25 protein-coding genes and 1 tRNA gene are annotated in these 25,201 nt (G+C 58.8%); 8 read left to right on the forward strand and 18 right to left on the reverse strand.

Translation table 11 applies throughout. The annotated features are described in order from the left end of the window. Position 1: 1 nt before the first annotated feature. The 5 genes from LNV06_RS06195 to LNV06_RS06215 all read right to left on the reverse strand — a co-directional run bounded on the left by LNV06_RS06195 (position 2) and on the right by LNV06_RS06215 (position 4,176). Positions 2 to 1,288: a glycoside hydrolase family 19 protein gene (locus LNV06_RS06195; protein ID WP_263537335.1), complete on the reverse strand. Its 1,287-nt coding sequence runs from the start codon at positions 1,286 to 1,288 to the stop codon at positions 2 to 4. A gap of 5 nt (positions 1,289 to 1,293) precedes the next feature. Continuing rightward, complete coding sequence (locus tag LNV06_RS06200; protein ID WP_263537336.1) at positions 1,294 to 1,605, reverse strand: hypothetical protein; 312 nt, start codon at positions 1,603 to 1,605, stop codon at positions 1,294 to 1,296. Positions 1,606 to 1,638: 33 nt separating this feature from the next. Next, entirely contained in the window at positions 1,639 to 1,851 is a 213-nt protein-coding gene (locus LNV06_RS06205; RefSeq protein WP_263537337.1) for a hypothetical protein, read from the reverse strand. 137 nt (positions 1,852 to 1,988) lie between these two features. Beyond that, positions 1,989 to 2,213, reverse strand: a complete 225-nt coding sequence (locus LNV06_RS06210) for a hypothetical protein (RefSeq protein WP_263537338.1) — start codon at positions 2,211 to 2,213, stop codon at positions 1,989 to 1,991. A gap of 22 nt (positions 2,214 to 2,235) precedes the next feature. Then, positions 2,236 to 4,176, reverse strand: coding sequence for a hypothetical protein (locus tag LNV06_RS06215; protein ID WP_263537339.1), 1,941 nt, complete (start codon positions 4,174 to 4,176; stop codon positions 2,236 to 2,238). 326 nt (positions 4,177 to 4,502) lie between these two features. On the opposite strand from LNV06_RS06215, the gene LNV06_RS06220 reads away from it, so the two are divergent. Continuing rightward, positions 4,503 to 4,892, forward strand: coding sequence for a glutaredoxin family protein (locus LNV06_RS06220; protein WP_263537340.1), 390 nt, complete (start codon positions 4,503 to 4,505; stop codon positions 4,890 to 4,892). A gap of 128 nt (positions 4,893 to 5,020) precedes the next feature. On the opposite strand, the gene LNV06_RS06225 is transcribed toward LNV06_RS06220, so the two are convergent. Together LNV06_RS06225 and bfr are read right to left on the reverse strand one after the other, a co-directional pair. Beyond that, positions 5,021 to 5,260 (reverse strand): (2Fe-2S)-binding protein, encoded by a 240-nt coding sequence (locus tag LNV06_RS06225; protein ID WP_263537341.1) that lies wholly within the window; start codon positions 5,258 to 5,260, stop codon positions 5,021 to 5,023. 139 nt (positions 5,261 to 5,399) lie between these two features. After that, positions 5,400 to 5,879, reverse strand: a complete 480-nt coding sequence (gene bfr, locus LNV06_RS06230) for a bacterioferritin (RefSeq protein ID WP_263537526.1) — start codon at positions 5,877 to 5,879, stop codon at positions 5,400 to 5,402. Between the two features lie 165 nt (positions 5,880 to 6,044). On the opposite strand from bfr, the gene hemP reads away from it, so the two are divergent. From hemP to LNV06_RS06245, 3 genes are all read left to right on the forward strand, one after another. Then, on the forward strand, positions 6,045 to 6,251 hold the full coding sequence (hemP, locus tag LNV06_RS06235; RefSeq protein ID WP_263537342.1) for a hemin uptake protein HemP: 207 nt from the start codon (positions 6,045 to 6,047) through the stop codon (positions 6,249 to 6,251). A gap of 114 nt (positions 6,252 to 6,365) precedes the next feature. Then, positions 6,366 to 7,604, forward strand: coding sequence for a DUF2325 domain-containing protein (locus tag LNV06_RS06240; RefSeq protein ID WP_263537343.1), 1,239 nt, complete (start codon positions 6,366 to 6,368; stop codon positions 7,602 to 7,604). Between the two features lie 254 nt (positions 7,605 to 7,858). Beyond that, on the forward strand, positions 7,859 to 8,815 hold the full coding sequence (locus LNV06_RS06245) for a collagen-binding domain-containing protein (RefSeq protein ID WP_263537344.1): 957 nt from the start codon (positions 7,859 to 7,861) through the stop codon (positions 8,813 to 8,815). 356 nt (positions 8,816 to 9,171) lie between these two features. Here the strand turns inward: LNV06_RS06245 and LNV06_RS06250 are convergent, their stop codons facing one another. The 3 genes from LNV06_RS06250 to secA all read right to left on the reverse strand — a co-directional run bounded on the left by LNV06_RS06250 (position 9,172) and on the right by secA (position 13,539). Next, complete coding sequence (locus LNV06_RS06250; RefSeq protein WP_263537345.1) at positions 9,172 to 9,843, reverse strand: PEP-CTERM sorting domain-containing protein; 672 nt, start codon at positions 9,841 to 9,843, stop codon at positions 9,172 to 9,174. Positions 9,844 to 9,908: 65 nt separating this feature from the next. Continuing rightward, positions 9,909 to 10,478 carry an FxDxF family PEP-CTERM protein gene (locus tag LNV06_RS06255; protein ID WP_263537346.1) on the reverse strand — a complete coding sequence of 190 codons (570 nt, stop codon included), beginning with the start codon at positions 10,476 to 10,478 and terminating at the stop codon, positions 9,909 to 9,911. A 325-nt stretch (positions 10,479 to 10,803) separates the two neighbouring features. Continuing rightward, a complete protein-coding gene (gene secA / locus LNV06_RS06260) occupies positions 10,804 to 13,539 on the reverse strand; it encodes a preprotein translocase subunit SecA (protein ID WP_263537347.1) in 2,736 nt (911 codons plus the stop codon). Positions 13,540 to 13,843: 304 nt separating this feature from the next. Here secA and LNV06_RS06265 point away from each other — a divergent pair, with 304 nt between their 5' ends. Beyond that, entirely contained in the window at positions 13,844 to 14,185 is a 342-nt protein-coding gene (locus LNV06_RS06265) for a hypothetical protein (RefSeq protein ID WP_263537348.1), read from the forward strand. Between the two features lie 115 nt (positions 14,186 to 14,300). Here the strand turns inward: LNV06_RS06265 and LNV06_RS06270 are convergent. The 6 genes from LNV06_RS06270 to petA all read right to left on the reverse strand — a co-directional run bounded on the left by LNV06_RS06270 (position 14,301) and on the right by petA (position 18,677). After that, a tRNA-Thr gene (locus LNV06_RS06270) sits at positions 14,301 to 14,376 on the reverse strand. A gap of 43 nt (positions 14,377 to 14,419) precedes the next feature. Next, positions 14,420 to 15,031 carry a ClpXP protease specificity-enhancing factor gene (locus LNV06_RS06275; RefSeq protein ID WP_263537349.1) on the reverse strand — a complete coding sequence of 204 codons (612 nt, stop codon included), beginning with the start codon at positions 15,029 to 15,031 and terminating at the stop codon, positions 14,420 to 14,422. A gap of 36 nt (positions 15,032 to 15,067) precedes the next feature. Further along, positions 15,068 to 15,685: a glutathione S-transferase N-terminal domain-containing protein gene (locus tag LNV06_RS06280; protein WP_263537350.1), complete on the reverse strand. Its 618-nt coding sequence runs from the start codon at positions 15,683 to 15,685 to the stop codon at positions 15,068 to 15,070. A gap of 138 nt (positions 15,686 to 15,823) precedes the next feature. Continuing rightward, positions 15,824 to 16,606 (reverse strand): cytochrome c1, encoded by a 783-nt coding sequence (locus LNV06_RS06285; RefSeq protein ID WP_263537351.1) that lies wholly within the window; start codon positions 16,604 to 16,606, stop codon positions 15,824 to 15,826. A 17-nt stretch (positions 16,607 to 16,623) separates the two neighbouring features. Next, entirely contained in the window at positions 16,624 to 18,036 is a 1,413-nt protein-coding gene (locus LNV06_RS06290) for a cytochrome b (RefSeq protein ID WP_263537352.1), read from the reverse strand. A 44-nt stretch (positions 18,037 to 18,080) separates the two neighbouring features. Next, complete coding sequence (petA, locus tag LNV06_RS06295) at positions 18,081 to 18,677, reverse strand: ubiquinol-cytochrome c reductase iron-sulfur subunit (RefSeq protein ID WP_263537353.1); 597 nt, start codon at positions 18,675 to 18,677, stop codon at positions 18,081 to 18,083. Between the two features lie 213 nt (positions 18,678 to 18,890). Here petA and mscL point away from each other — a divergent pair, with 213 nt between their 5' ends. Both mscL and LNV06_RS06305 read left to right on the forward strand, forming a co-directional pair. After that, entirely contained in the window at positions 18,891 to 19,325 is a 435-nt protein-coding gene (mscL, locus tag LNV06_RS06300; RefSeq protein ID WP_263537354.1) for a large conductance mechanosensitive channel protein MscL, read from the forward strand. Positions 19,326 to 19,528: 203 nt separating this feature from the next. Beyond that, the gene (locus tag LNV06_RS06305) at positions 19,529 to 22,123 is read left to right on the forward strand and encodes a DUF1631 family protein (protein ID WP_263537355.1); all 2,595 of its coding nucleotides are present in this window, start codon (positions 19,529 to 19,531) and stop codon (positions 22,121 to 22,123) included. Here LNV06_RS06305 and pdxA read toward each other — a convergent pair whose 3' ends face one another. Both pdxA and LNV06_RS06315 read right to left on the reverse strand, forming a co-directional pair. Further along, entirely contained in the window at positions 22,124 to 23,158 is a 1,035-nt protein-coding gene (pdxA, locus tag LNV06_RS06310; protein WP_263537356.1) for a 4-hydroxythreonine-4-phosphate dehydrogenase PdxA, read from the reverse strand. It abuts the gene before it with no gap. Further along, positions 23,155 to 23,904 (reverse strand): Nif3-like dinuclear metal center hexameric protein, encoded by a 750-nt coding sequence (locus LNV06_RS06315; RefSeq protein WP_263537357.1) that lies wholly within the window; start codon positions 23,902 to 23,904, stop codon positions 23,155 to 23,157. Before LNV06_RS06315 ends, pdxA begins: the two co-directional genes overlap by 4 nt. Positions 23,905 to 23,944: 40 nt before the next feature. Between LNV06_RS06315 and LNV06_RS06320 the strand changes: the two genes are divergently transcribed. Continuing rightward, positions 23,945 to 25,126 (forward strand): S1C family serine protease, encoded by a 1,182-nt coding sequence (locus LNV06_RS06320; protein WP_263537527.1) that lies wholly within the window; start codon positions 23,945 to 23,947, stop codon positions 25,124 to 25,126. The last annotated feature ends 75 nt before the right edge of the window (positions 25,127 to 25,201 follow it).

Genomic DNA, 25,201 nt, shown 5'->3' on the forward strand with positions numbered 1-25,201 from the left:
CCTAAGCGGGGCTCGGTTTGCCGTTTTGCAGCTCGGTTTTGCGGGCGCTGGAGAAGCTGGTGCCGAGCCAGTAACCCGTCAGCCCAGTGAGCACGCCAGTGATCACGCTGGCCACCACCATGGAGCGCACCTCAGCAGAAAAGCCCGGCTGGGTGAGCACAGCCCAGGCGGTGAAGTACACCAAAGGCAACAGAGCGCCAGACACCCACAGGGCTGGATTGAGCCATGGTTTGGCGCCAGCAGCTGCAGCTTCGGCGGCGGCCTGGCGCGCGGCAAGGATGCCGCTGCTGTCAGGGGTGATCTCATACCAAATCGACTGCACGGCGTTGTTGACGGCCTGCAGCGTGCCGGGATCGGCCGTCTTGAGTGTCTCGATGAGGTCTTGCTCATTGCGGGCGCCGGTGGCGTCTTTGGCGGCCTGCACCACCAGCTCGGCAGCGCGGGCATTGCGCTCGGTCACGGCTGAGCTGCCAAACAAACGGATCAGCGAGGGCACGGCTTGTGCCACCGCCTCAAAGGCGAGCGGAAGAAAGGCGGACATGGCGGGTAGCCTCCAGGGTGTTGACTCGGCCGGCGGCGCTGGCTCAGGGTCAGGGTGCTGAGGGGGTGGAAGAGCGGGTGATGGGGTCAGCATCTCAGGGGCTGGTGTGGGCAATGGCGCATCACTTGCCTCCAAGGCCTCGGGCTCGGAATCTAGTAATACCGCCGTCAGCTGTCGCAGCAAACGCAGGCGATCGTCTTGGCCATTCAGCCCGCCATTGATAGCCCGGGTGATGGCGTCAAACTGGCAAGCGTCAGCCAGTGCATTCAATCCATGTTGAGCCCAGTACTCCCCTGCCGAGTACGCCGCCCAGATTGGCTCGGCCAGGCGCAAAGGATCGGCCTCAAAGTCGGGGACAGTCAGGCCTGGGCAGCGCAGGCGCAGCCAGTCACGCATCTGCGCATGATTGAAGCGGCCGGTGACTTGAATCAGCCCATGGCCCCGAAACTTTGCCCCGTCACCGGGCTGGGTGTTGCCCAGGTCGTAAGCCAAGCTGTTGATCTTGTGCCCACGGAGCCAAGGCGCGCTAGGGGCGCGCTCATAGCGGCGCTGCGCAACGGTCGGGCCCCAGATCTCAGTGGTGAACTGCAGGCGGGCAGACTCATGCAGGATCTGAGCAAGAAACGCCGCCTGGCGGCCTGAAGTATTGATCTCATAGAGTTGCAATACCGGTTGAAGGAGCGGCACCCACTTGCTGGCTAGAGGCTCAGGTATACCAATCAGGCGCAGGAGTTTGAAGAGGTCCATAGCGATCAAAATCGAGAGGGGCCAAGGTGGCGCAGTTTGACCACGCCACCTTCTATCGTGAACTCACAGCGCTGTTTCTTGCGATCAGCCTCTATGCGAGTCACGCCGCATTCCTGCACCACCTTGAGCAGCAGATCTCTCCACTGATCACGGGAGATATCGCCCCGCTTCGACAAGGTTCCGTGGATCAGCACCGAGTCCGGATGGCTGGGGCTGATTAGGGCGATCGCTTCATAGGGATCGCCATAGACAAGCCCTGGCCCTAGATGGCGAGCCACGTAGGCAACCGGGGTTAGCACGGGCTGTAGATGCCACATGATGCGAGGCGGCGAGGGTGGTGATGCTGAGAGTTAGGCTTGGCTTGCTGGAGCGTCAGCGCCCTTTTCTTCAATCACGACGCGCCGCGTGCTGGTCAAGTACTGCTCGGTGATCTGGCAGGGATTGTTGATCTGCACAGAGCCCGGCTGATCAATCCACTGGCCCTCGGCGTTCTTGTGTTGCACGGTGACGCGCACCGGCCAGTTGCTGGTGTCGGCGTTCTCGATGCGGACTTGCTTGGTCATGATTTGCCTTCGTTTTTACGAGTTGGAAATAGGCGGGCGGGTTGGAGGTGTATCCACTTAGCCACCTTGGTGCATTCGCGCGACCAGGCAGACCGTCCCATTGAGTTTTTCTAGCCCCACCGGCAGGGTCTTGGAAGTTAGGCTCGTCCGAGGGACAATGGACGCTTGTGAACGCGCAGTGCTGATGCGCAAATATCAATCGCGGATGAAAGCACCAGAGCCGAGGGCGACGACGAAAAGGTGGCCAGTCCGAGGGTGACGTAAAACGCCCAGCCGCGAGAAACACCGAAGCCGGAGATCAGCACCGGCCACAACCTCAGAGCCAGCACAAGCTGGCTTTGTTGTTTTTGGAGCGCTTTCATAGTCACCGGCAGGGTCTTGAAATCAGGCGTAGCAGCCAACTGTCGGAGCTGTGAGCAGCATCGGCTTGCCTTCAATGTCTCGGGTGTATTGCATGGTTACACCGTTCTCGACGTAGGTCAGCGTAGGCACTCCCTTGCCGCGCAGCGCCGATCCAACCAGGGGGCGGCCAACATCATCAAGAGCGCACTTATTGATGTTTATGCCGTTGTGGTTTTGTCCTGCTTGGCAGTTCGAGTCCGCGCCCCCAACCATCGCCGCCTTATGAGATGCAAGATCAAACTTGGGGTTGCTTTGGTTCAGCGATGACAGTGCGCCGCTACCGATCATGTAGTAGTTGCTATTGCCGCTGATACCGGTGTACGACTGCAGGCACAGCGCTGTCTGAGACGCCCCCTCTTGACCGTCCACGAGGTACAAGTTGTTGCTGTGCTCAATGGTCGGGTTAGTCGCGTAGTTGTTGGCTGTGTACCCGCCTTGCATACCGCCCGAAACGTTCAGGTCACGCAACCACCGGAATGTGTTGTTATGCACTTTCAGACCCGTGCCGCTGACGAGCGCCCAGCCGCGCACGGGCATGTCCACGCCCAGATTGAACGCGAACTCGTTGTTGATGTTTTTTGTGTTGGTGCTGTCGAATGTTTCCGACTGCGTGGCGAGGCCCGCACTCCAGAAAGCGCAGCCCGCCACACCCGAACCCATCTGCCGGATCGAGCCCTGTGGGTCGCTGTAGCCGATGTTGTACCGAGCCTTCAAGTTCGACACCGAAGACCACAGTTCTGCAATTGAGGCGCCGCCAGGATTGCGACTCCTGCAGCTCTGAAGCAGGGCCCCGTTGATGTACGAAAACTCGTAAGCGTTGTTGATGCAGTTATAGGCGTAGTTATTGGTGACCGTGAGGTTGGTCATTCGCGCACCATCGTCTCGCCCGTAGAACAGGAAAGCGTCGTTTGCCCGGTTTTCGACCGCGCTGTCCACGCCCGCGTTCCCGGCGATGCAGCCCGACACGGTTATGCCGTCTGCAGCATTGCCCATCGCAACAACAGAGAAGGAAGTGTTGCGTCCACCAATGGTGTGCAGACCCATGATCTGCACGTTGCCCGACACACCGCCGTCATCAAACACGCCTAACCGCAGCGCATTGGGCAGGTATGCGTTGATTTCCACCTGCCCCAAATTCGGGTCTTCGTTACTGAATGGTCGAATGATGACCGTCAGGGTTCCAGCCGAGTAGCTGGTGAACATGGTTCCGCCGCTGCTGGCCTTTACGGCATTGGCGCTCAGTAGGCGCAGCAAGCGCGCATTATTCTGAAAAACGTCGACCTCACCGGAGCCCTGGTTCGCAAGACCTGTGATGGCGATTCCGTATGTGCCGTCGCCAAGCGAATTCCAGTCTTTGCGCACCGCATTGGCTGAAATGATCGGCAGGCGGGGGTTGTCGCCGTAGGGCACGATGCGGAAATACCCGCCGTCGTATGTCATGCCGCCCACGCCGCCGTTCGACTGCAAGTCCAACATGCCACGGTAAACAGAGCCGCGCTTCATGCCCAGGGTGGTTTTATTCTTGCGGCCTTTGGCAAAAGTAGGGATCTGTGGAATCTGAAAGGGCGAACCGAAAGTACCGCTGCCATCCACCATCGCACTTGGATCGCAAAAATGGGTGCAGGGGTACTCGGCTGTGAATGCCAGGTGGGCAGCCCGAATTTCTTTGGTGACTAGGGCTGCTGTCTGCAGCGCTAGGTCAGGAGTCCACATATTGAGCAGATTCCCAGAACCTGCCACGATAGATTGCAAACGGGGCTCATTCAGCGATCCACTTACTGGGTCAAAGTTGACGGCCACCCGAAGAGGTGGCAACCCAGGTGCGGCGCCGTCTTCAACCCATGTGCCCTCACCTGGCTGGAGCAACTCACCGCCAATGACGCGAGGGCCGCTCGCCTTGTTCTCCACCCAGACCTTGGCCATAACAATCTCCAGCAACAGTAAAGGGCACGAAAGTGCCGCCGCTGCTAGAGATTGGAGAGGTTATGCCCGGACATTTGCAGCCGGCAGGGCAACCCCGAAAAGCGCCGTTTTGGTTCGCAGTTAGCTCAAGACGCCCGCGAAAGGCCCGTAAAATCTAGGCCGCACGCAAAACCACCCGCCCGGTTGGCTCCATCCATTCACTCCGCGTAATCGTCAATGTGGCGGTTCGCAGCAAGCGCGAAACGGGGAGCCAAATGAAGAAGCCCTGATGCGCAAGCATCGGGGCTTTTTTCATGGCGTCCACCTAGCCCTGCCTCCATTCACCCATGAAGCCACTCATTCGATTGTTCTTTCGCACGCTGCGCCTGCTGCTTGGCCCCGTGATGCTTTTGAAAGAACGCCTGACGCGCCCTCAGGGCCTGCAACGTCAGCCTGCAGAACAAGCCCGTATTGATCGCGAGTGCGAAGGCCTGGTCTTGTATCAATTCAAGACTTGCCCGTTTTGTATCAGGGTCAGGCAAGAAATCCATCGCCTGTCATTGCCCATCCCATTGCTGGACGCACAACACAACGCACAACACCGCGCCGAGCTGCTGCAAGCCACAGGCGCGAGCAAAGTGCCTTGCTTGCGGATTCGCGATGCCAACGGTCAATCACAGTGGTTGAGCGAATCCAAGGCCATCAATGCCTACTTGCAAGGACGCTTCGCCAATTGAAGTTGATCGCGTCAAGTCGATACTGCGGTCGGCACTAGCACCGCGCAAGTACAAACAAAAATGCCCTGCTCGCCGATTGCGACCAGGGCATTTGCATTTCTAGCGTCGCGGGAACAACTACGGCCGCATCAAGTTCCGAAAATGGCGATTGGGCTCACCGTTGGGGCGGCGCATGCCCCAGGGCAAGCCGAACAAGCCGACTGCTTCAGCATGGCCTCTTCAAAGACTTCGCGGGCGCAGTCATGGCAGCAACCGCAGGCCGAGGCCACGCCGGTTTCATCTTGCAGCAAATCAAAATTGAGAATACCACCCTCAACCTGGCGGCGGATGTCGCGATCTGAAACTCGGCGGCAAAGACAAACAATCATGTTCGGACAGATGGAAACGCGCTCTTTTTGAGCACGCTCTCACTTTATCGCAAACGAGAATGTTTCTCAATACTGTTCGCAACAAGCCCTTGTGAGGCTGCGGGGCTTGCCTTGCGCCTCCGCAAGCCCCACTACCAGATCAAGAAGCCGAATCGCCCATCTGCGATTGCAACCAGTTCTGCTCACCCACCTGGGCGACCAAGCCGATCTGCGTTTCCAAGTGGTCGATATGGTCTTCAGTGTCTTTCAGGATGCTGCCCAGCACATCGCGAGAAACAAAGTCCCGCACGCTTTCGCAATAGGCCATGGCCTCCTTCAAGCCCGGCTGTGAGCCTGCCTCGAGCTTCAAATCGCAATGCAGCACTTCCACTGCGGACTCGCCGATATAGAGCTTGCCCAGGTCCTGCAGATTCGGTAGGCCCTCAAGCATCAGGATGCGGTCCATCAGCTTGTCGGCATGCTTCATTTCTTCAATGGACTCATCGTGCTCATGCTTGGCCAACTTCTCAAAGCCCCAGCTCTTCAACATGCGGTAATGCAGGAAGTACTGATTGATGGCCGTCAATTCAATCTTTAGTTGCGCATTCAGGTATTCCAGAACCTTGGCATCGCCCTTCATCTCGCTCTCCTTTTTGTCATTCAACAGCATCGATTGTGAATGGCTCCGCGCGGCGCTGGCGCAAATCCGCAAATATTGAGTCGGCATAGGAAGCGTTCGCATGCACGCCAAAGGCCTGCATCAAAATCATTGCCATTACGAATCATTCTCATTTAAGATGTAGGCATGCACAGCATCACCGAACTCCCAACAAGCCCCGACGCCACGCTGCAAAAGCTGGCCTCCGGCATCCCGGCTGCAGCGCTACAGCCTCGCAAGCAAATCAGCAGCCGCTCTTTGCTGGAAGACCAGCGAGAGGTTGAAATTGAACATGCCGGTCAAATCTACCGTCTCCGCGTCACCGCCTTGGGTAAATTGATCCTGACCAAGTAAGGCCAATCTCCGCCCAGACTCGGGGAGCCCTGCGGCTCGACCCATCCTTCGCACCCGCCAGCCTGATTGCCAGCACCGTGCCTCAGCTGTTCTTTCAAGAAGAAGGCGCACACGATGCAAAGCAATACCGTCTCAAACTCCAGCCTGCCCAACGCAGCTGAGTCCCTCGGCTCACGACGCCGCCGCCTTTGGGATCTACCCTCGCAAGCGCTTTGCCCCGTCATCGGGGTCTGTTTGCCCATGCCCTTGCTGCGGCGCCGACTGGGCAAAGTGTTGGGCGGCTCATTGCAAGCCAATGACTATGAGCTGCATTGCGGCGCCATCAAGGAATGCCAAAGCCGCAGCCCGATCGCGGAAAGCTTGCAGCGCGAACTCGAACAGCGCTTCATTCGCACCATTCGCCTGGCCAATCAACACAAGACCACCAAGGCGCTCGAGCTTTGGTGGTCTGAAGCGCGAGAGAGTCATGAGGTCGCCGCTGGCCTTTGGGCCACTTTGACGCATGCCCGCTGTGATGCCCCCTTGCAAGAGCAAGTGCTGCAAGACATCCACATGCTTCAGCATCAGCTCGGCAGCGCCAATCGAGCTGACTTGCAAAAACTCAGCGCACTCAGCGACGAAAACAGCGTCTTGGCTCGAGAACTTGCACAGGTTCAGCTTCGCAGCACCCGACTGTTGCAAGAGCGCAGCCTAACGATTGAGCAACAAGCCGCCGAGCTATTGCGCCTGCGCGCTGCTTTATTGGGCCGCGAGACCTTGATCGAAAGCCTCCAGGCCGAGATTCAAGAACTGCATGCTGCCTCGCCGGCACTCAAATCACGCCAGGAACAAGCGCTACAAATTCGTCAACATCTGGCGCGTATCGCCGACCTTGAACAGCGCTTGCACAAGACCCAAGAGCAACTAGTTGAGGAACGCCTACGCAAGCAGCCTCTTAGCCACCACTCGCAGGCCAGCACCGCGCCGAAGGCAGAAGCTCCACCCATCCGGCCCAGCGAATCCGAGCTGCCGAAAATGAACCAAGCGGTACTCTGTGTTGGCGGAAGGCAGGCCGCCGTGCCCATCTATCGCCAGCTGATCGAGAAGATCGGTGGACGCTTTCTGCACCACGATGGCGGCGAAGAAGACGCCACCAGCAAGCTCGACGCTAGCTTGGCGGCCGCCGACCTTGTCATTTGCCAGACCGGCTGCATTAGCCATGATGCTTACTGGCGCGTCAAGGAACATTGCAAGCGGCTGGGCAAGCGCTGCGTGTTTGTGGACAAACCCAGTCGCAGCAGCTTGCAAAGAGCCCTGACCGGCCTGAACGCGACGGACCAGCCGCCTGCCCAAGCCCAGAACAAGCAGTCCTGAACGACTGAACGGGAAATGAACCCCTCTTCCAACGATGGACTGCGGCGAATCCGTGTATTTCACACAAGCCCCATAGATACCACTTGCCTACCGACTTCCCTTCCGCTTCTGCTTCCCTAAGAATTACTGCAACACGGAAAAACAGCTTTTCGTGGCGATACCTCCGCATCAATTCGCTCAAAAAAGGGATTCAAGTGAAGCACAAGATGATCAGTCGCAAGAATGGTATTCAATTGGTTTCATTCGCAAGTGCCATGCTGGCAGCAAGCCTTGCCCAAGCGGTTCCCGTGCTCGACCTCGGCGCCGCCAGCGCCTATAGCGGCTTCTTTTTCGGCAACGTGACTCAGCACTCGGACATCGAAGGCCGCATGGCTGTCAAGGGTGACCTGAGCATTGCCAGCATTTCAGTCGGCTACCGCAACCCTTACGGCAGCACCGGTCCCTCGGTGGTGGTTGGCGGCAATGTCAACGTCAAGGACGGCGCCATTTACAACGGCCCCAAGGACTCCTCCATCAACACCAACCAGTCGATGGGCCCCTCCACCGCACCTTGGGTGGGCGCAGGCACCGTGGCTGGCACCGGCATTTACGGCGGCAGCAATCTGGGCAATACCTCGCTGGGTTTCAGCAAAGGTGACACCGCTGCCATCAACAAGCTGTTTGCCGACAGCGCTAGCTACTTCACCAGCTTCCAGCAAAGCCTCGCGACCCAGGCCAGCACCGGCAAGATCAGCACAGGCTGGGACATGACGCTGTCAGGAAGCAGCAAATCGGCCACGCCGCAGGTGCATGTCTTCAACATCGGTGACAACAACCTGAAGGCACTCACGCTGGACAAGGCCAGCTTTGGCGCCAAGGACTGGATCGTTGTGAACCTGACCGCCAGCGGCACCATCAAGTTTGGCAGCGACTACTTGGGCAGCAATCTCGACTCGTTCAAAGACCGTCTGCTGTTCAACGTCACCAACGCGCAAAGCATTGAATTGCACTCTGGCTACGGCAGCTTGGTGGCCCCCAAGGCTGACATCCTGGGCGCGAGCAGCGGGCACTGGGAAGGCAATGTGATCGCCAACAACAACTACTCGACGATCGAAATCGGCTACGAGCCCTTCGTGCCCACTTCGCCCGTCCCCGAACCCGAAACCTACGCCATGTTCCTGGCTGGCCTGGGCGCTATCAGCTTCGTCGCGCGCCGCCGCAAATCGACTTGATTGCTCCGCTCGACCGCAAGTCACACTAGCTAGCAATGGGCTCCTTCGGGAGCCCTTTCTCATTGCAGAGCCGGATTCACCACCACCCGCGAAAGGGATTCTCGAGTCTTGCTGTTCAAGACTTGAAATCACTCAGGCCCGGTGGTCCACAGAAGCGCAACTGGACCAGAGTGCCCAGCAAGCTCAGTCGCCGTTTGCCAACTACCGTTGACCCAGGAGAAGCGCTGCACCCACCGACGCCAAGCACACCATCACAAGGAGGCCTCGCGCGAGCACCAACGAAAAAGGGCGCCCTTTAGGCGCCCTTATCAATGACTTCTTGGCGAAGCTCAGGCCACTCGGCCCAAGGCAAGCCTTTACAGGCTCGTGCCCTTTCCGTTGCGGCGGCGGCCGCAGAAGGCAACAAAACCCAGCAGCCCCAGGCCCATCAACAAAGCGCTGCTGGGCTCAGGGACCGCAGTCACGGTCAACAGATCCTGAAACTCTTCATGATTGAATCGGGTCAGGCTGTAAAGGTCCGGGCCCTTGTACTGCGAGGCCAAGCCCAGGTAGGAATTGACTTGCTCGACAAAGGCCGAGTCACTGGCCAAACCACTCGAACCACTGACAGCAAACACGCCGGCATTCTTCTGCACATTCAGAGCGGACAAATCGCTCTCATGGGTAATTTCCCAGATGGCGGTTTGAAATGCGGCCTGATCGGTGGAAGTCTTCAAGCCGGCATAGCTGGTGCTGAACAGCCCTTGCAACAAGCTTGTCTCGCGAGCCGAAAAGCTACCCAGGGAATAGGCTTGCGTGAGATCTGAGGCCTCGGCATGGTCTTGCATCAGATCGACGCAATAGGCATAGAAACTCTGGCCGCTCTGGCTGTTGCGAAACTCCATCGCACCGGTCAGATAGTTGCTGCTGAAAGTCGTGGTGAGCAATTCACCTGGGCCATTGCCTACAAATTCCAGATCAACCATCGCAGCAGAAGCATTGGCGCTCAGCAACAAGGCACCGGCCGTGGCGACAAGAATCTTTTTCATACTGACACTCATGGAAAGTCCTTTGACAGTTTTCTTCTAATTCAGATCAATGAATTCTGATCAAGTCAGACGCGACGGCCGCGGCGGACATACAGCACGGCCCCCAGGCCCAACAGACTCAAGGCAAGGCTTTGCGGCTCAGGCACAGCGTTCACGCCGTCCAAGCGGACGATGTAGCGGTCAGCGTCCTTTTTATTTGCAGCGATTCCGCCCTTACCTTCAATATTCAAGGTCCAATCGCCAGCTTCAAGCTTCTGTCCGGGGGCTACTGCCCATTGCTCCACGCCCTTGGTCCTTGAGCCCGCAAGCTCAGTCCCGGCCACTGGGGTCAGGAAGACCTTGGCCCCTTGCTCATTGCTGAAATAGACGTTCCGAATGTCCAACAGTGGGTCAAGAAATCTCTCGCCTTTTTGCTGACCTTGGGTCTGCAAGGTACCCGAGATCACTTGTGCAGCAATCAAGTGAAATTTGTAGCTGTCGCTGAATTCTTCATTCTTGATCGCGCGATCATCGCCCACGCTTTCCACGAACTGACCGCCGGACTGAAACTTGACGGGCCCAGCCACAGCCGAGCTCATCGCAGCAAGCACCGCGACCGCTCCCAGACCCATCACCGTTGTTTTCAATTTATTCATTGCTCACCCTCGTTTGGATAGAGTCCTACGCCAGCCATCGCCTCTGCAATCGGCGCGGGGCCATTGGCTTTGAACACAGTGAGAATCCTAGGGCAGTACCCCTGCAAAGCAGCCCCCTCAAGCCGGGGCTCACCAAGGCCAAACGTGTGAAAAACACGAGAAAGACCGCCCTGTTCGAGGGGTTGCTATTAGGGAGAGCAGCCAGTGGATTCTCAAGACACGTCGGGACAAGAAAAAAGGGTTGCAAACACCCAGGAATGCAACCCTTGTCTTGACACTCGACCGCCTGCTAGCAAGCGGTTCGACGGCATCAACCCTGTCTAAGTCAACTCAGCTTGCCGTGGCAGGCCTTGAACTTCTTGCCACTGCCGCAGGGGCAGGGGTCGTTGCGGCCCACATGGCCAAACTGAGTGGCGGGGTCTGTTTCTTGAGAAACCGAGCCGTCTTCGTTCGGGTGGGTGTAAGTCACATTGCTGACGTGTTCGGCGCGAGCCTCAATGGCCTGAGCCGCACGATCGGCCTCATCTTGCGACTGGATGCGCACATTCATCAAGGTGCGGGTGACTTCCATCTTCACTACATCCAAGAGTTGCGAGAACAACTCAAAGGCTTCGCGCTTGTATTCCTGCTTGGGGTTCTTCTGCGCATAGCCGCGCAGATGGATGCCTTGGCGCAGATAGTCCAGCGAAGCCAGATGCTCGCGCCAGTGTTGGTCAATGCTCTGCAGCAAAACCATGCGCATGAACGGCGTCAACTGCTCCAGACCAACCCGCTCGACCTTGTCCTCAAATGCGGCATCCGCAGCCTTGACGACGGCTTCAAGGACTTCTTCGTCGGTGATGGAGTCACTCTTCTCCACCAAAGCTGAGAGCGAGATGTCCAATTGCCATTCGTCGCGCAACACACGTTCCAGCCCTGGCAAATCCCACTGCTCTTCCAAGCTGTCTGCCGGCACAAAAGTTCGAACCACATCAGCCATGGTGCTAGAACGCAGATTAGCGATCTGAGCCACCAAGCTCTGCGCCTCAAGAATGTCGTTGCGCTGCTGATAGATGACCTTGCGCTGGTCATTGGACACGTCGTCGTACTCGAGCAGTTGTTTACGCACATCGAAGTTGCGAGCTTCGACCTTGCGCTGCGCGCTCTCGATGGAGCGCGACACGATGCCCGCCTCAATGGCCTCGCCTTCTGGCATCTTCAAGCGATCCATGATGGCGCGCACACGGTCACCCGCAAAAATGCGCATCAACTGGTCGTCCAGTGACAAATAGAAGCGTGAAGCACCTGGGTCACCCTGACGACCGGCACGACCCCGCAACTGGTTGTCGATGCGACGGCTCTCATGACGCTCAGTGGCGATGATGCGCAATCCACCTGCTGCCTTCACGGCATCGTGCAGACCTTGCCATTCATCCTTCAGCTTTTGAATCCGCACAGCGCGATCGGCATCCGCGATGGAGGCATCGGCCTCCAAGAGCTTGATCTGGTTCTCGACATTGCCGCCCAGCACGATGTCGGTGCCGCGACCGGCCATATTGGTGGCGATGGTGATCACACCAGGTCGACCGGCCTGCGCAACGATCTCGGCTTCCTTGGCGTGCTGCTTGGCGTTCAGCACAGCGTGCGGCAGCTTCTCGGCTTCCAGCAGCTTGGAGATGTATTCGGAGTTCTCGATCGAGGTCGTGCCCACCAACACCGGTTGACCACGCTCGTGGCAATCTTTGATGTCGGCCACCACGGCGAGGAACTTCTCGCGCGTGGTCTTGTAGACCAGATCCTGCTCATCCTTGCGCTGACGCTGACGATTCGGCGGGATCACCACAGTTTCCAGGCCGTAGATTTCCTGAAACTCATAGGCTTCGGTATCGGCGGTACCGGTCATGCCGGCCAACTTGCCGTACATACGGAAATAGTTCTGGAAGGTGATCGAGGCCAGCGTCTGGTTCTCGCTCTGCACGGCCACGCCTTCTTTGGCTTCAACGGCCTGATGCAGACCGTCGCTCCAACGGCGACCGGTCATCAGACGTCCGGTGAACTCGTCAACGATGGTGACCTCGCCGTTTTGCACCACGTAATGCTGATCGCGGTGATACACATGGTGCGCACGCAGGGCGGCGTACAAATGATGCATCAACGTGATATTGCCGGCGTCGTAGAGGCTGGCACCTTCCAGCAGCAAGCCCGCTTCGGATAACAAGCGCTCGGCATTGTCGTGGCCATCTTCGGTCAGATAGATCTGATGCGACTTTTCATCGACGGTGAAATCGCCCGGCTCGATGACACCTTCTCCGGTGCGGAGGTCCAATTCACCGATTTGCTTCTTCAGCAACGGGGCCACTTTATTGATGGCCAGATACACGTCGGTTTGGTCGTCAGCTTGGCCCGAGATGATCAGCGGCGTACGCGCCTCGTCGATCAGGATCGAGTCCACCTCGTCGACGATGGCATAAGCCAGCGGACGCTGAACGCGGTCCGCCACATCGTGAACCATATTGTCACGAAGGTAGTCAAAGCCGTATTCGTTGTTGGTACCGTAGGTGACGTCTGCCGCATAGGCCGCTTGCTTTTGCTCACGAGGCATCTGCGGTAGGTTCACGCCGACGCTCAGGCCGAGAAAGTTATAGAGCTGAGACATCCACTCGGCGTCACGCTGCACTAGGTAATCATTGACGGTCACCAAGTGCACGCCTTTGCCGGTCAGCGCATTCAAGTAGACCGGCAATGTAGCGGTCAGAGTCTTGCCCTCGCCTGTGCCCATTTCGGGGATCTTGCCGTCGTGCAAAACCATGCCACCGATCAGCTGCACATCAAAGTGACGCATCTTGAAGACGCGTTTGCCCGCTTCGCGCACCACCGCAAAAGCTTCGGGCAACAATGCATCGAGCGATTCGCCATTGGCGACACGCGCCTTGAACTCGTCAGTCTTGGCCTTCAGCGCTGCGTCGTCGAGCTGCTCAAACTGAGGCTCCATCGCATTGATCTGTTGGACAACGCGACGATAGCCCTTAAGCAAGCGCTCATTACGGCTACCGAAAATCTGGGTGAGAAGCTTGGGCAACATGCAGCGTGATGGTTTTATCTTGGGAGGTCCGGCGTCAACCCAGGTTGGCACCGTTGAATCGGCGTTTGCTGCCGGCAGATTGACTTGCCTTAAGCTTGGCCCTCGATGAATTTCTACTTTCTAGCGTTCGGTGCATGTGGGGCGAGCAAGGCCGGCTGCAAGAGCCCAGCGCCTAAATTTCTGCCATTGGTGCGCCCGAGCGCAAAACCTTGGCAGTTTAGCATCCGCTCGTTTGCACTCTTACTTTGCACCGCCCGACTTACTGAGCGAGAGCCGCTGGCAACGCCCCACTACACTGCCACACATGAGTTCCGCCCCGCGCTACAAACCCGCTCCCGCGCCAAAGCGGCAAGTCCCAGACCCCTTGCCTATCGCGCAAGCCTTGAGTCAGCACGATGGCCTGGCTCGGCTCGGCATTTTGTTGATGGAATCGAACCGTCGCATGGAACTCGTCAAGCCTTGCTTGCCCGGCGCTTTGGTGCGATTTGTAAAGCCGGGGCCGATCGATGAAGAGGCTTGGACGCTGCTGGCGTCCAACGCTGCCGTAGGCGCCAAGTTGCGGCACTTGCACCCCCGGCTCGAGGAATTGCTGCAGGAGTCTGGGCTGCAACCCTACAGAGTGCGAATCAAAGTTCAGCAGCCGTAGTCGGTGCAATTTGCCATCGATTCCACAGAATCATGTGAACTTAGCGATGGCAAGAGTACGAACAAGGAAAATTTTGGGCAAAAAAATACCGCCTGGAGGCGGTATTTTCAAACTTTGGTGCCGGCTATCGGATTCGAACTGATGACCTACCGCTTACAAGGCGGTTGCTCTACCAACTGAGCTAAGCCGGCGACACCAGTCCGCTAGTATAGCCTGAATTTTTAGTGACTCAGACTATTTGACGCGTTTTAATGCGGGGCGACCCGAAACTGGCCCTGGGCTGTCAGGTTCGTCATCAGGCGCCGGGCCCCCGGACGCAGCATCCGCGACATCCGACGACTGTTCAGCTGCAGACGCTTCTTGGGAAACTCCTGCCTCTGAAGTCGGCGCCAAACGCACCGCGCGCAAAGGATTCACCCGAGCTTCGCTAGGAGCAGGAGCAGGAGCAGGAGCTGCCTCTGCAGCAACTGGCACTTCTGACACAGTCTTATCCACCGAGGACTGAAGTTCCGGCGCAGGGAAAGCCATGCCTTGTCCATTTTCGCGGGCGTAGATAGCCACGACATGGTCGACCGGCACCATGATTTCACGCGCTGTACCGCCAAACCTGGCCTTGAACTGAATGAATTCATTGCCCAGATCAAGGCTGCTGGTCGCATCGAAGCCGACGTTCAGGACAATTTCGTTGTTGCTGACGTATTCCATCGGCACTTGAACGAAACGATCGACGTGGACGGCGATGTAAGGCGTGAAGCCATTGTCCGTGCACCAATCGTGCAAAGCGCGAATCAGATAAGGCCGGGTCGAGGGGCTCCCTGCCCCGGTCTTGTCACTGCTTTTTTCCATGCTGGAGACTGCCTACTGCTCAAGTCAAGCGCTTGCTTACTTGCGCATGACCTTTTCAGACGGAGTCAGCGCTTCGATATAGGCGGGGCGCGAGAAGATGCGCTCAGCGTATTTCAGCAGCGGCAAGGCGTTCTTCGACATGTCGATGCCGTAGTAGTCCAGACGCCACAGCAAAGGTGCAATCGCCACGTCCAACATCGAGAAGTCGTCGCCCAACATGTACTTGTTCTTCAAGAAGATCGGCGCCAACTGGGTCAGACGGTCGCGAATCTGCGAACGCGCCTTTTCCAGCTGCTTGTCGGTCGCCTTGACGCTTTGGCTACGACCTTCAAGCACGTTCACATGAGCAAACAATTCCTTCTCGAAATTCAGCAGGAACAGGCGCACGCGTGCACGCGCCACCGGGTCGCCGGGCATCAACTGTGGATGCGGGAAGCGCTCGTCGATGTACTCATTGATGATGTGCGATTCATACAGAATCAGGTCGCGTTCGACCAGAATCGGCACTTCGTTGTACGGGTTCATCAAGGCGATGTCTTCGGGCTTGGCGAACAAGTCCACATCGCGGATTTCGAAATCCATACCCTTTTCGAACAGCACGAAGCGGCAGCGATGCGAGTAAGGGCAGGTGGTTCCAGAATAAAGCACCATCATGGCGGCAAGCTCCCGAAGGGGTGAGAAAAAACGATTGCGCCCCGAGCTGAGTCGGAACGCTCAAAACGCAAACGCAGCGGGAGGCTTTTTGAGCATCCCACTGCGTTCTGGGCCCGGCGCATGCCGGGTCCGAAGTGATTACTTCACGTCTTTCCAATAAGACGCATTCAAGCGCCAGGCAAACACGGTGAAGACCAGCAAGAACAGCAGGACCATCACGCCGAGGCGGAAGCGCTGCGCCTGAGCCGGCTCACCCATCCACTGCAGATACGCAACCAAATCAGCCACGGCGCTGTCGTACTGGCGAGCATCCATCGAACCCGGAGTCAGCTGCTCATAGCCCTTGAAGACGTGAATCTTCTTGCTGTGATCATGCGGATCGGTTTCTTCAGCGAACTTGGCTGCGCGCTGGCCTTGCAGTTCCCACAGCACATGCGGCATTGCCACGCTTGGGAAGGCCAGGTTGTTCCAGCCTGTAGCCTTGGTCTCGTCGCGGTAATAACTGCGCAGATAGGTGTACAGATAGTCTGCACCCGAACCCTTGGCGCCATCGGCGCGCGAGCGAGCGATCACGGTCAGGTCAGGCGGCGTGGCACCAAACCAGTCCTTGGCCTGCTTGGCGTCCAGCGACACCTTCATGGTGTCGCCCACCTTGTCGGCGGCAAACATCAGATTGCTCTTGATTTGCACATCCGTCAGACCCAGGTCGCGCAAACGGTTGTAGCGCATAAAGGCCGCCGAGTGGCAGTTCAAGCAGTAGTTGACGAAGAGCTTGGCGCCGTTTTGCAGGGCGGCCATGTCTTGCATCTTCTCCTTGGGGAACTTGTCCCACTCGATGCCACCACCGGAAGCTTGCGCACCGGAAGCCAGACTCAAGCCGATCAGCAAGCTGGCCAGCACCTTAGAGATCAGTTTTTTCATTCTGTTGACTCCCGGCTTCAGTGGGCGTGAAAGGTCACACGGTCAGGCACAGCCTTCGGCGTACCCAGCTTGCTCCACCAAGGCATCAACAAGAAGAAGCCGAAATAGAACAGAGTGCCCACTTGCGACACCAGCGTGCCTGCATCGGTCGGCGGCTGAATGCCCAAATAGCCCAGCACCAGGAAGAACACCACGAACACGGTGTACACATACTTGTGCCAGTCCGGGCGATAACGGATCGACTTGACCGGGCTGTGATCCAACCATGGCAAGAAGAACAGGATCACAACCGCGCCACCCATCACCACCACACCCCAGAACTTCGCATCGAAGATCTTCAGCATGAAGCAGGCTGCAGCAGCAATCACCAGCACCGCCAACTTGGCTTTGCCATTGAAGTTGCCCTTCAAGGCAGCCAAAACAGCACCCAGACCGATGATGACCACCAGCACGTTCACCATGGTGTCAGTGGTGGCACGCAGCATCGAATAGAAAGGCGTGAAGTACCAGACCGGCGCAATGTGCGCAGGCGTCTTCAGCGGATCAGCCGGAATGAAGTTGTTGTACTCGAGGAAGTAACCACCCAGCTCAGGGGCAAAGAAGATGATGGAGGTGAACACCATCAAGAACAACGAGACGCCGTAGATGTCGTGCACCGTGTAGTACGGGTGGAAAGGCACGCCGTCCAGCGGATGGCCAGCTGCATCCTTCGGAGCTTTGGGGCCCTTGATTTCAACGCCATCAGGGTTGTTCGAGCCCACTTCGTGCAGCGCGATGATGTGTGCCACCACCAGGCCCAAAAGCACCAAAGGCACAGCAATCACGTGGAAGCTGAAGAAGCGATTCAGCGTGGCATCACCCACCACGAAGTCACCACGGATCAGCAAGGCCAGATCAGGACCGACGAAAGGCACGGCAGCAAACAGGTTCACGATCACCTGAGCGCCCCAGTAGGACATCTGGCCCCAGGGCAGCAGATAGCCCATGAAGGCTTCGGCCATCAGGCACAAGAAAATGCCGCAACCAAACACCCAAACCAGCTCACGCGGCTTGCGATAAGAACCGTAGAGCAGACCACGGAACATGTGCAGATACACAACCACGAAGAAGGCCGAAGCGCCTGTCGAGTGCATGTAGCGGATCAGCCAGCCCCAGGGCACATCACGCATGATGTACTCGACCGAAGCAAAAGCCAGTGCTGCGTCCGGCTTGTAGTGCATCACCAAGAAAATGCCAGTGACGATCTGGATCACCAGCACCAACAGTGCCAGCGAACCGAAGATGTACCACCAGTTGAAGTTCTTCGGAGCGTAGTACTCCGACAGATGTTCTTTGTAGAGCTTGCTCGCCGGGAAGCGACTGTCCACCCAAGTCAGGAGCTTTTCGCCCAAGGGTGCGCCTGCGGGAGCTTCTTTGAATTCAGCAGCCATATTGACCTCTGTCCTTTAGCCTTGTTGGGTCTGATTGTTGAAAATCAGGCCTTCTTGTCTTCACCAATGATGAGCTTGGTGTCGGACAGATACATGTGCGGCGGCACTTCCAGGTTGTCGGGCGCCGGCTTGTTCTTGAACACACGTCCGGCCAAGTCGAAGGTCGAACCGTGGCAAGGGCACAAGAAGCCGCCATGCCAGTCATCCGGCAGCGATGGCTGCGGGCCAGCTTGGAACTTGTCGCTTGGCGAGCAGCCCAGGTGTGAACAGATGCCCACGCCCACAAAGTACTCGGGCTTGATCGAACGGTTCTCGTTCTTGGCGTACTCGGGCGTTGGATAGGCCTTGCGGTCGGACATAGGGTCAGCCAATTGGCCTTCCGTGCCCTTCATGGCGGCCAGCTGTTCGGGCGTGCGGCGCACGATCCAAACCGGCTTGCCGCGCCATTCCACGGTCAATTTCTCGCCGGGTTTGATGGCACTGATATCGACTTCCACCGCTGCACCGGCCGCTTTGGCGCGCTCGGATGGCGAAAAAGTACTGACGAAAGGTACGGCGGTGGCTACGCCGCCTACGGCGCCTGCGCATCCTGTGGCGATGAGCCAGGTACGCTTGCCGTGGTCCACTTGCTGGTCACTCATGAGCATCCTCAAACGAGACTTCTGATCGGGGGCAACCCGGGATTCTAACGGACGAGACCCGCTGTTCAGACGAGCTTGGTCCTGCCGGCGCATTTTGACACCACAATATCGGCGTTTTACTCTCCTTCAAGCGCCAAGCATCACTCAAATCAAGCTTTTGATGCTTGGCTTGAAAACATTCCACCGGCCGCAGGCCATCCATGGGAGCACTGAATGTCTGTTTTGTCTGAATTCAAAGAATTTGCCGTCAAGGGCAATGTGGTCGATTTGGCCGTCGGCGTCATCATTGGCGGCGCTTTTGGCAAGATCGTTGATTCGGTCGTCAAAGACCTGATCATGCCCCTGGTGGGCAAAGTGGTGGGCGGACTGGATTTCTCGAACTACTTCGTGCTGCTGTCCAACCCACCGGCAGATTTCAAAGGCCCGATGACTTATGAGGCCCTGACCAAGGCCGGCGTGCCCTTGTTTGCCTATGGCAGCTTCCTCACCGTGCTGCTGAACTTCATCATTCTGGCCTTCATCATTTTCATGATGATCAAGCAGATCAACCGACTCAAGCGCATCGAGCCCACACCCGTTGAGGCAGCGCCAGCCACACCCGAAGACATCGTGCTGCTGCGCGAAATTCGGGACTCCTTGAAACGCTGAGGCGCCGCCTCACCCCGCAGTCAGAGCCGCTCCGTGCGAGCCGCTCTGCTGTAAGCAAAAGTTACGTCTCAACGATTCGTTAGCTATTTGACAGTCGTACAGGGCAATACCCGGTTTTCCACGCAATGACCCGGCGTCTTTGGCCTGATACTAGAGGCCGTATAGACTGTGGTAATCAAGCTACAGCGCTGCGTTTTGCGACCATGAATTCGCCCGAACCCAAACTCAACCCGCACCTGGACGCTGCCGTCCAGCGCATTCGCACGGCCGCCGAGCAGGCCGCCGAGCGTTGCGCGGAAGGGTTGGGCCTGTCGGCCTTGTCCGCCGGACAAGCCAAACGCCGAGATGCCTTGTTGGCTGCGCAATTTTTGTTCCGCAAGCAGCAAGCCCAGTTTGGCCAGCAGTTTCATCAGCATCTGCGTGAGCAACTGGTGCAAGAACAAGCCGGCAAAACGCCTGAAACCGCCGGCGCCAAAAAGAAGGATTGGGGCGAACTCTCGCTGATGGAAGACGAGCAGGTCGACGCCCTGGTGGTGGCCGACCGTATCGGTCTTGCCATCGGCCACCAAAGCGAGTGGGAGTTGCGCGAAGTTGAGTCCTACATCTTTGGCCTCAGCAGCGGCGAACGCAACCCACTGAGGCCAGAGTTGATCGGCCAAGCCTTGCTGGCGGCGGTCCATGCCGTCAGCGAAGAAGCGGAGACAAGGCAAATCCTGATCGACGAGCTGACACGCGCGCTGGCCCAAGAGATGCGCGCCTGCTATGCCGACATTGCCGAGTTGTTTCGCAATCGCGGCCTGCGTCCGCAAGACTTGCGGGTGCGCGCTCACGACTCAGCAGCCGGCAGCCACGGCTACTCCACCCGCTCGCAATCGCTGTCCGGCAACAGCAGCCACAGTGGCCACAGCATGGCCGCCGAATTGTCCGAAGGTGCTGCAGGCGGCGCTCGTTATGGCGGACCTCATGGAAGTTCACACGGAGGTTCGCACGGCGCATCGTCCAATTGGGGTGGTCTGCAAGGAGCTAGCCAGGGGCCGCGTGGGTTTGGCGGTCAAGGCCAAGCCTCCAGCGGCGGCATGGGGGCCGTTGATGCGCAATTGATGGACCTGCTGCGACGCTTGGCGCATCAAGCGCCCAGCCCCGGTCATGCCACCCCTGCGATGCCCGCAGCCGGATTTGGTCCCGCAGGCCAGGGAACGGCCGAATTTGGCTATTCACAGACAGGCGCCCTCCCCCAATCGCTGACCGGCAATTCCGGCGGCGCCTTGAGCGGGACGTTAGGCGGAACCTTGGGCGGATCCTTCCCCCAAGCGGCCACCGAGTGGGCCGAAGACTTCAATGCGCCCCATTGGCAGGGCGTGGCGCCACCCAATCTGATCCATCAGCATCGCGAAGAATTACGTCAGGCCGCCACCGGGCGCCTGGACCATATGGTCATCGACGTGGTCAGCAGCTTGTTCGATCAGGTGCTGTCCGACCCCAAAGTGCCGCCACAAATGGCGCGCTTGCTGGCGCGGCTGCAATTGCCGGTGCTGCGAGCCGCCCTGGGTGACCCGAGCTTCTTTTCCTCGCGCCGCCACCCGGTGCGCCGCTTCATCAACCGCATGGCCTCGCTGGCTTGCGCTTATGAAGATTTCAGCGAAGACCCTGGCCGCGCCTTCTTGTCCCATGTGCGCGACCTGGTGCAAGACGTCGCCAACGGCGACTTCGACCGCATGGATGTCTACGAAGGCAAATTGGATGCCCTCGAAGCCTTCATCAACGAGCAGGTCGCTCGCGCGCTGAGTGAACACACGCAAGCCAGCCGGGTCGATGCCGCCAGCCTTTTGGCCCGCAAAGAGACCGATCTGCGCCTGCAGCAGCGCTACACCCAGCAAATGCAATCGGCCCTGGCGCCGGTGCCGATGCCAGACTTCATCCGCGACTTCTTGGCACAGATCTGGAGCCAGGCGATTGTGTTGGTGATGCGCGATGCCGGCAGCTCGCCCGAGCGCACCCAGCGCATCCGGCAGTTCGGCAAAGACTTGGTGATGAGCGTGCAGCCCAAGGCCGGCAGCGCGCAAAGACAAGCCTTCCTCGGCCAATTGCCTTCGCTGATGAAGACGCTGAATGAAGGGCTGGACTTGATCGCCTGGCCCGAGCCGGCTCGCAAGAAGTTTTTTGCCCTGCTCCTGCCTGCGCACGCCGAATCGCTGAAGGGCCAAGCCCTCAGTGCGCTCGAAACCAATCTGCTGATCAAGCAACTCGAAAGCGTGTTCGGCAGCGCGCCTCCGACCGAGCAGGACTTGGGCGCCGAGGCCACCTCCAGCCTGCCGCAAGACCTCGACCTGAGCGAGCGCCTCTCGGCGGCCGAAGCCAAGAGCCTGGGCTTGATCAGCGAATCGGGCGTCAACTGGACTGGCGAGATCGACATCGACCTGAGCGCCGAAGCGCCGCTGCAGGCGGTTGACATCAGCATCGAAGGCCTGCCCGAAGCCACAGAAGCGCCCGAGCCCAGCGAAGGCGAGCTCTTGATCGAGCATCTGCAACTCGGCTTCGCTTACCAGATGTACACCGGCAACAAGGGGGAAGAGGCTTGGCACAAGGTGCGCCTCGCCCATATCAGCGCCGGCCGCAGCTTCTTCATCTTCACCCAAGGCGCCAAGCATCAAGAAACCGTCACCATGACGGCGCGCATGCTCAAACGCCTGTGCGAGTCCAAGCGCATGCGCGCTTTTGAAAACGCCTATTTGATGGAGCGGGCCATTGCCCGCGCCCGCAAGCAGTTGGCCGCCTTGGGTACGAGCAAAAGCAACTGATCAGGCCAGCAAGCGCCGCGCCATTCGAATCGCCGCACGCATGCTGGACGGGTCCGCCCGGCCACTGCCAGCCAAGTCAAATGCCGTACCGTGATCGGGGCTGGTGCGCACAAAAGGCAGGCCCAAGGTCACATTGACGCCCTGCTCCACGCCCAGATACTTGACCGGAATCAGACCGTGATCGTGGGTCATGGCCACCACCAAATCAAAGGCACCCGGGTGGCCCGGCGCATGGCGTGCACGCATGAACACGGTGTCTGGCGCAAAAGGACCGTTGGCGTCAATGCCCTCAGCGCGCGCCAAGGCAATAGCCGGCGCGATATGCAAGATCTCCTCATCACCGAACAAGCCCCCCTCGCCCGCATGCGGATTCAAGCCCGCCACCGCGATGCGCGGCTTGGCAATGCCAAAGCGCCGCATCGCGGCCTCGGCGATGCGCACGGTCTGCAGAACATTGGCGCAGCTGATTTGCTCGATGGCCTGGCGCAAAGAGCAGTGAATCGTCACCAAGACGGTGCGCAACTCCTCATTGGCCAACATCATGCGAACAGGCAACAGACCCTCCTGGCCCGAAGCCAAGGCCTGCAGCATTTCGGTATGCCCTGGGAAGTCCACCCCTGCAGCATGCAGCGCTTCTTTGTGGATGGGCGCGGTCACCACGCCGGCAGCATGGCCGGCCTGAATCAAGCCGACCGCTGCCTCTATGCAGCGGGCCGCCGCCGCCCCAGCGCGCGCATCGATCTGGCCCAGCGGGCAAGTCAGCAAGTCCGCGGGCAGGCCTTCGGGCTGCCATACGGGCAAACAATGCGGCGGCAGGCTGCGATCTGCCGACCAATCTGCGGGAGCCTCCACCCGCAAGACCGGCATCTGCACACCCACCTGTTGCAGTGCTCGCCGCATCACCCCGACATCGCCCACCACACAAAGCCCTGGGTCGTGCTCCTCAGCCAGGGCTGCCGCCAGGACTTCGGGGCCGATGCCGCAAACATCGCCCATGGTGAGTAACAAGATCTCTGAGCCAGGCTGGGTACTCATGCGGGGTTCTCTATCTCTATGAATTGCTGCGTCACGCCCAGGTCCATCGCCAGCGCCTGCGCCAAGGCTTGGACGCCGTAACGCTCTGTCGCATGGTGACCAGCGGCCACAAAGGCCACGCCGGTTTCGGCGGCCAGATGCGCCTGAGGCTCTGAGACTTCCCCGGTCAGGAACACATCAGCGCCCGCGGCAATGGCCGCTTCAAAATACCCCTGAGCGCCGCCCGTGCACCAGGCCAGGCGCTTCAGCGGACGACCGTCACCTGGCAGCAAGATAGGCGTGCGCCCCAGCTTGTTGGCAATCTGTTCACCCAAGGACTGCAGGCTTGAAGGCGAAGGCTGCGAACCAATGAAACCCAGGTCTTGCTCCCCGAAGCGGGCCTCGGCCTGCCAATCAAGGATACGCCCAAGTTGAGCGTTATTGCCCAGCTCGGCATGCGCATCCAGCGGCAGGTGATAGGCAAACAAATTGACATCGGCCTGCAAAAGGCGCGCGAGGCGCTGCTTCATCCAACCCGTCACACGCCCATCCTGACCGCGCCAGAACAAGCCATGGTGAACCAGAATGGCGTCGGCGCCAGCGGCAATCGCGGCCTCGATCAAAGCCAGGCTGGCGGTCACCCCGCAGACGATGTGTTTGATCTCGTCCCGCCCCTCCACTTGCAAACCGTTCGGCCCATAATCCTTGAACCGATCCACCTGCAGCAATTGATTCAGGTGGGTTTGGAGGTCTTGACGGTGAGTCATGGGCTTTGACTTAGAGATGTATTCAAAAAAGGGTGAGGACGTGCGCAGACTTTGGTTGATTTTCGCTCAGGCCACGACGGTCATTCTGGCGCTGCTGTTTGTCATCAGCACGCTCAAGCCGCAGTGGCTGCAGAGTTCAAGCGAGAAGCATGGCCCGGTCGCCCGCATTCCCATCCTGGCAGCCGCTGAGCCCTTGCCGGCAGGCAGCAGCGCAGTGACTGGCTCACCGCGCGCCGGCTACAGCCTGGCCGCCAAACGCGCCGCGCCCGCAGTGGTCAGCATCACCGCCAGCAAAGCCCCAGCACGCAATGCCGGCGGCCAAGACCCTTGGTACAAATTCCACTTCGGCAAACGCGGCCGCCAAGAAGACGCCAACCCGCAAACCGGCCTGGGCTCGGGCGTGATCGTCTCGCCGGATGGCTATCTGCTCACCAACAACCATGTGGTGGAGGGGGCATCGGACATCGAAGTCATGCTCAGCGATGGCCGCCAAGCCCGCGCCACCGTGGTGGGCACCGACCCCGAGAGCGATGTGGCCGTGCTCAAGATCGACCTGGATCGCTTGCCCGTCATACGTCTGGGCAATGTCGACACCTTGGCGGTGGGCGATGTGGTGCTGGCGATTGGCAACCCTTTCAATGTGGGCCAAACCGTCACCTCAGGGATTGTCAGCGCCATGGGCCGCAGCCAGTTGGGCATCAATACCTTCGAGAACTTCATCCAGACCGACGCGGCCATCAACCCCGGCAACTCGGGTGGGGCGCTGGTCGATGCCGAGGGCAATCTGGTTGGCATCAACACCGCCATTTACTCGCGCAGTGGCGGCAGCTTAGGGATTGGCTTTGCCATTCCCATCAGCTCGGCCCGCCAGGTGATGGAAGCTTTGGTTCAGAACGGTCAGGTAGCGCGCGGCTGGATCGGGGTGCAAACCCGTGAGCTCACACCCGAGTTCGCCGAGGCTTTCAAATTGCCGGTCAGCGAAGGGGTCTTGATCAGCGGTGTGCTGGCGAATGCGCCGGCCGCCAAGGCAGGCGTAAAACCGGGCGACGTTTTGACCCAGGTCGGTGCCACCGCCATTCAATCGCCGGCCCAGTTGCTCAGTGCCGTGGCCGCGCTCAAGCCGGACACTGCCACCACGGTGGCGATTCTGCGTGGCGCACAAAAACTCGAATTGCCCATCACCGTCGCGCAAAGGCCTAAGCCCCAGGCGGAACGCAACTGAGGCAAACAAGCCGCTCGGAAAAAAGAAACGGCGCTCTTAGAGCGCCGTCTTTCATTGCAGAGTCAAGTTCCGAAG

The organism is Paucibacter sp. Y2R2-4 (assembly GCF_025717535.1).
Classification (GTDB): domain Bacteria; phylum Pseudomonadota; class Gammaproteobacteria; order Burkholderiales; family Burkholderiaceae_C; genus Paucibacter_A.

What these genes read in the sequence shown, in the direction of transcription:
- LNV06_RS06195 (WP_263537335.1), bottom strand. Translation starts at nt 1,288, where the DNA reads ATGGACCTCTTCAAACTCCTGCGCCTGATTGGTATACCTGAGCCTCTA.
- LNV06_RS06200 (WP_263537336.1), bottom strand. Translation starts at nt 1,605, where the DNA reads ATGTGGCATCTACAGCCCGTGCTAACCCCGGTTGCCTACGTGGCTCGC.
- LNV06_RS06205 (WP_263537337.1), bottom strand. Translation starts at nt 1,851, where the DNA reads ATGACCAAGCAAGTCCGCATCGAGAACGCCGACACCAGCAACTGGCCG.
- LNV06_RS06210 (WP_263537338.1), bottom strand. Translation starts at nt 2,213, where the DNA reads ATGAAAGCGCTCCAAAAACAACAAAGCCAGCTTGTGCTGGCTCTGAGG.
- LNV06_RS06215 (WP_263537339.1), bottom strand. Translation starts at nt 4,176, where the DNA reads ATGGCCAAGGTCTGGGTGGAGAACAAGGCGAGCGGCCCTCGCGTCATT.
- LNV06_RS06220 (WP_263537340.1), top strand. Translation starts at nt 4,503, where the DNA reads ATGAAGCCACTCATTCGATTGTTCTTTCGCACGCTGCGCCTGCTGCTT.
- LNV06_RS06225 (WP_263537341.1), bottom strand. Translation starts at nt 5,260, where the DNA reads ATGATTGTTTGTCTTTGCCGCCGAGTTTCAGATCGCGACATCCGCCGC.
- bfr (WP_263537526.1), bottom strand. Translation starts at nt 5,879, where the DNA reads ATGAAGGGCGATGCCAAGGTTCTGGAATACCTGAATGCGCAACTAAAG.
- hemP (WP_263537342.1), top strand. Translation starts at nt 6,045, where the DNA reads ATGCACAGCATCACCGAACTCCCAACAAGCCCCGACGCCACGCTGCAA.
- LNV06_RS06240 (WP_263537343.1), top strand. Translation starts at nt 6,366, where the DNA reads ATGCAAAGCAATACCGTCTCAAACTCCAGCCTGCCCAACGCAGCTGAG.
- LNV06_RS06245 (WP_263537344.1), top strand. Translation starts at nt 7,859, where the DNA reads ATGCTGGCAGCAAGCCTTGCCCAAGCGGTTCCCGTGCTCGACCTCGGC.
- LNV06_RS06250 (WP_263537345.1), bottom strand. Translation starts at nt 9,843, where the DNA reads ATGAAAAAGATTCTTGTCGCCACGGCCGGTGCCTTGTTGCTGAGCGCC.
- LNV06_RS06255 (WP_263537346.1), bottom strand. Translation starts at nt 10,478, where the DNA reads ATGAATAAATTGAAAACAACGGTGATGGGTCTGGGAGCGGTCGCGGTG.
- secA (WP_263537347.1), bottom strand. Translation starts at nt 13,539, where the DNA reads ATGTTGCCCAAGCTTCTCACCCAGATTTTCGGTAGCCGTAATGAGCGC.
- LNV06_RS06265 (WP_263537348.1), top strand. Translation starts at nt 13,844, where the DNA reads ATGAGTTCCGCCCCGCGCTACAAACCCGCTCCCGCGCCAAAGCGGCAA.
- LNV06_RS06275 (WP_263537349.1), bottom strand. Translation starts at nt 15,031, where the DNA reads ATGGAAAAAAGCAGTGACAAGACCGGGGCAGGGAGCCCCTCGACCCGG.
- LNV06_RS06280 (WP_263537350.1), bottom strand. Translation starts at nt 15,685, where the DNA reads ATGATGGTGCTTTATTCTGGAACCACCTGCCCTTACTCGCATCGCTGC.
- LNV06_RS06285 (WP_263537351.1), bottom strand. Translation starts at nt 16,606, where the DNA reads ATGAAAAAACTGATCTCTAAGGTGCTGGCCAGCTTGCTGATCGGCTTG.
- LNV06_RS06290 (WP_263537352.1), bottom strand. Translation starts at nt 18,036, where the DNA reads ATGGCTGCTGAATTCAAAGAAGCTCCCGCAGGCGCACCCTTGGGCGAA.
- petA (WP_263537353.1), bottom strand. Translation starts at nt 18,677, where the DNA reads ATGAGTGACCAGCAAGTGGACCACGGCAAGCGTACCTGGCTCATCGCC.
- mscL (WP_263537354.1), top strand. Translation starts at nt 18,891, where the DNA reads ATGTCTGTTTTGTCTGAATTCAAAGAATTTGCCGTCAAGGGCAATGTG.
- LNV06_RS06305 (WP_263537355.1), top strand. Translation starts at nt 19,529, where the DNA reads ATGAATTCGCCCGAACCCAAACTCAACCCGCACCTGGACGCTGCCGTC.
- pdxA (WP_263537356.1), bottom strand. Translation starts at nt 23,158, where the DNA reads ATGAGTACCCAGCCTGGCTCAGAGATCTTGTTACTCACCATGGGCGAT.
- LNV06_RS06315 (WP_263537357.1), bottom strand. Translation starts at nt 23,904, where the DNA reads ATGACTCACCGTCAAGACCTCCAAACCCACCTGAATCAATTGCTGCAG.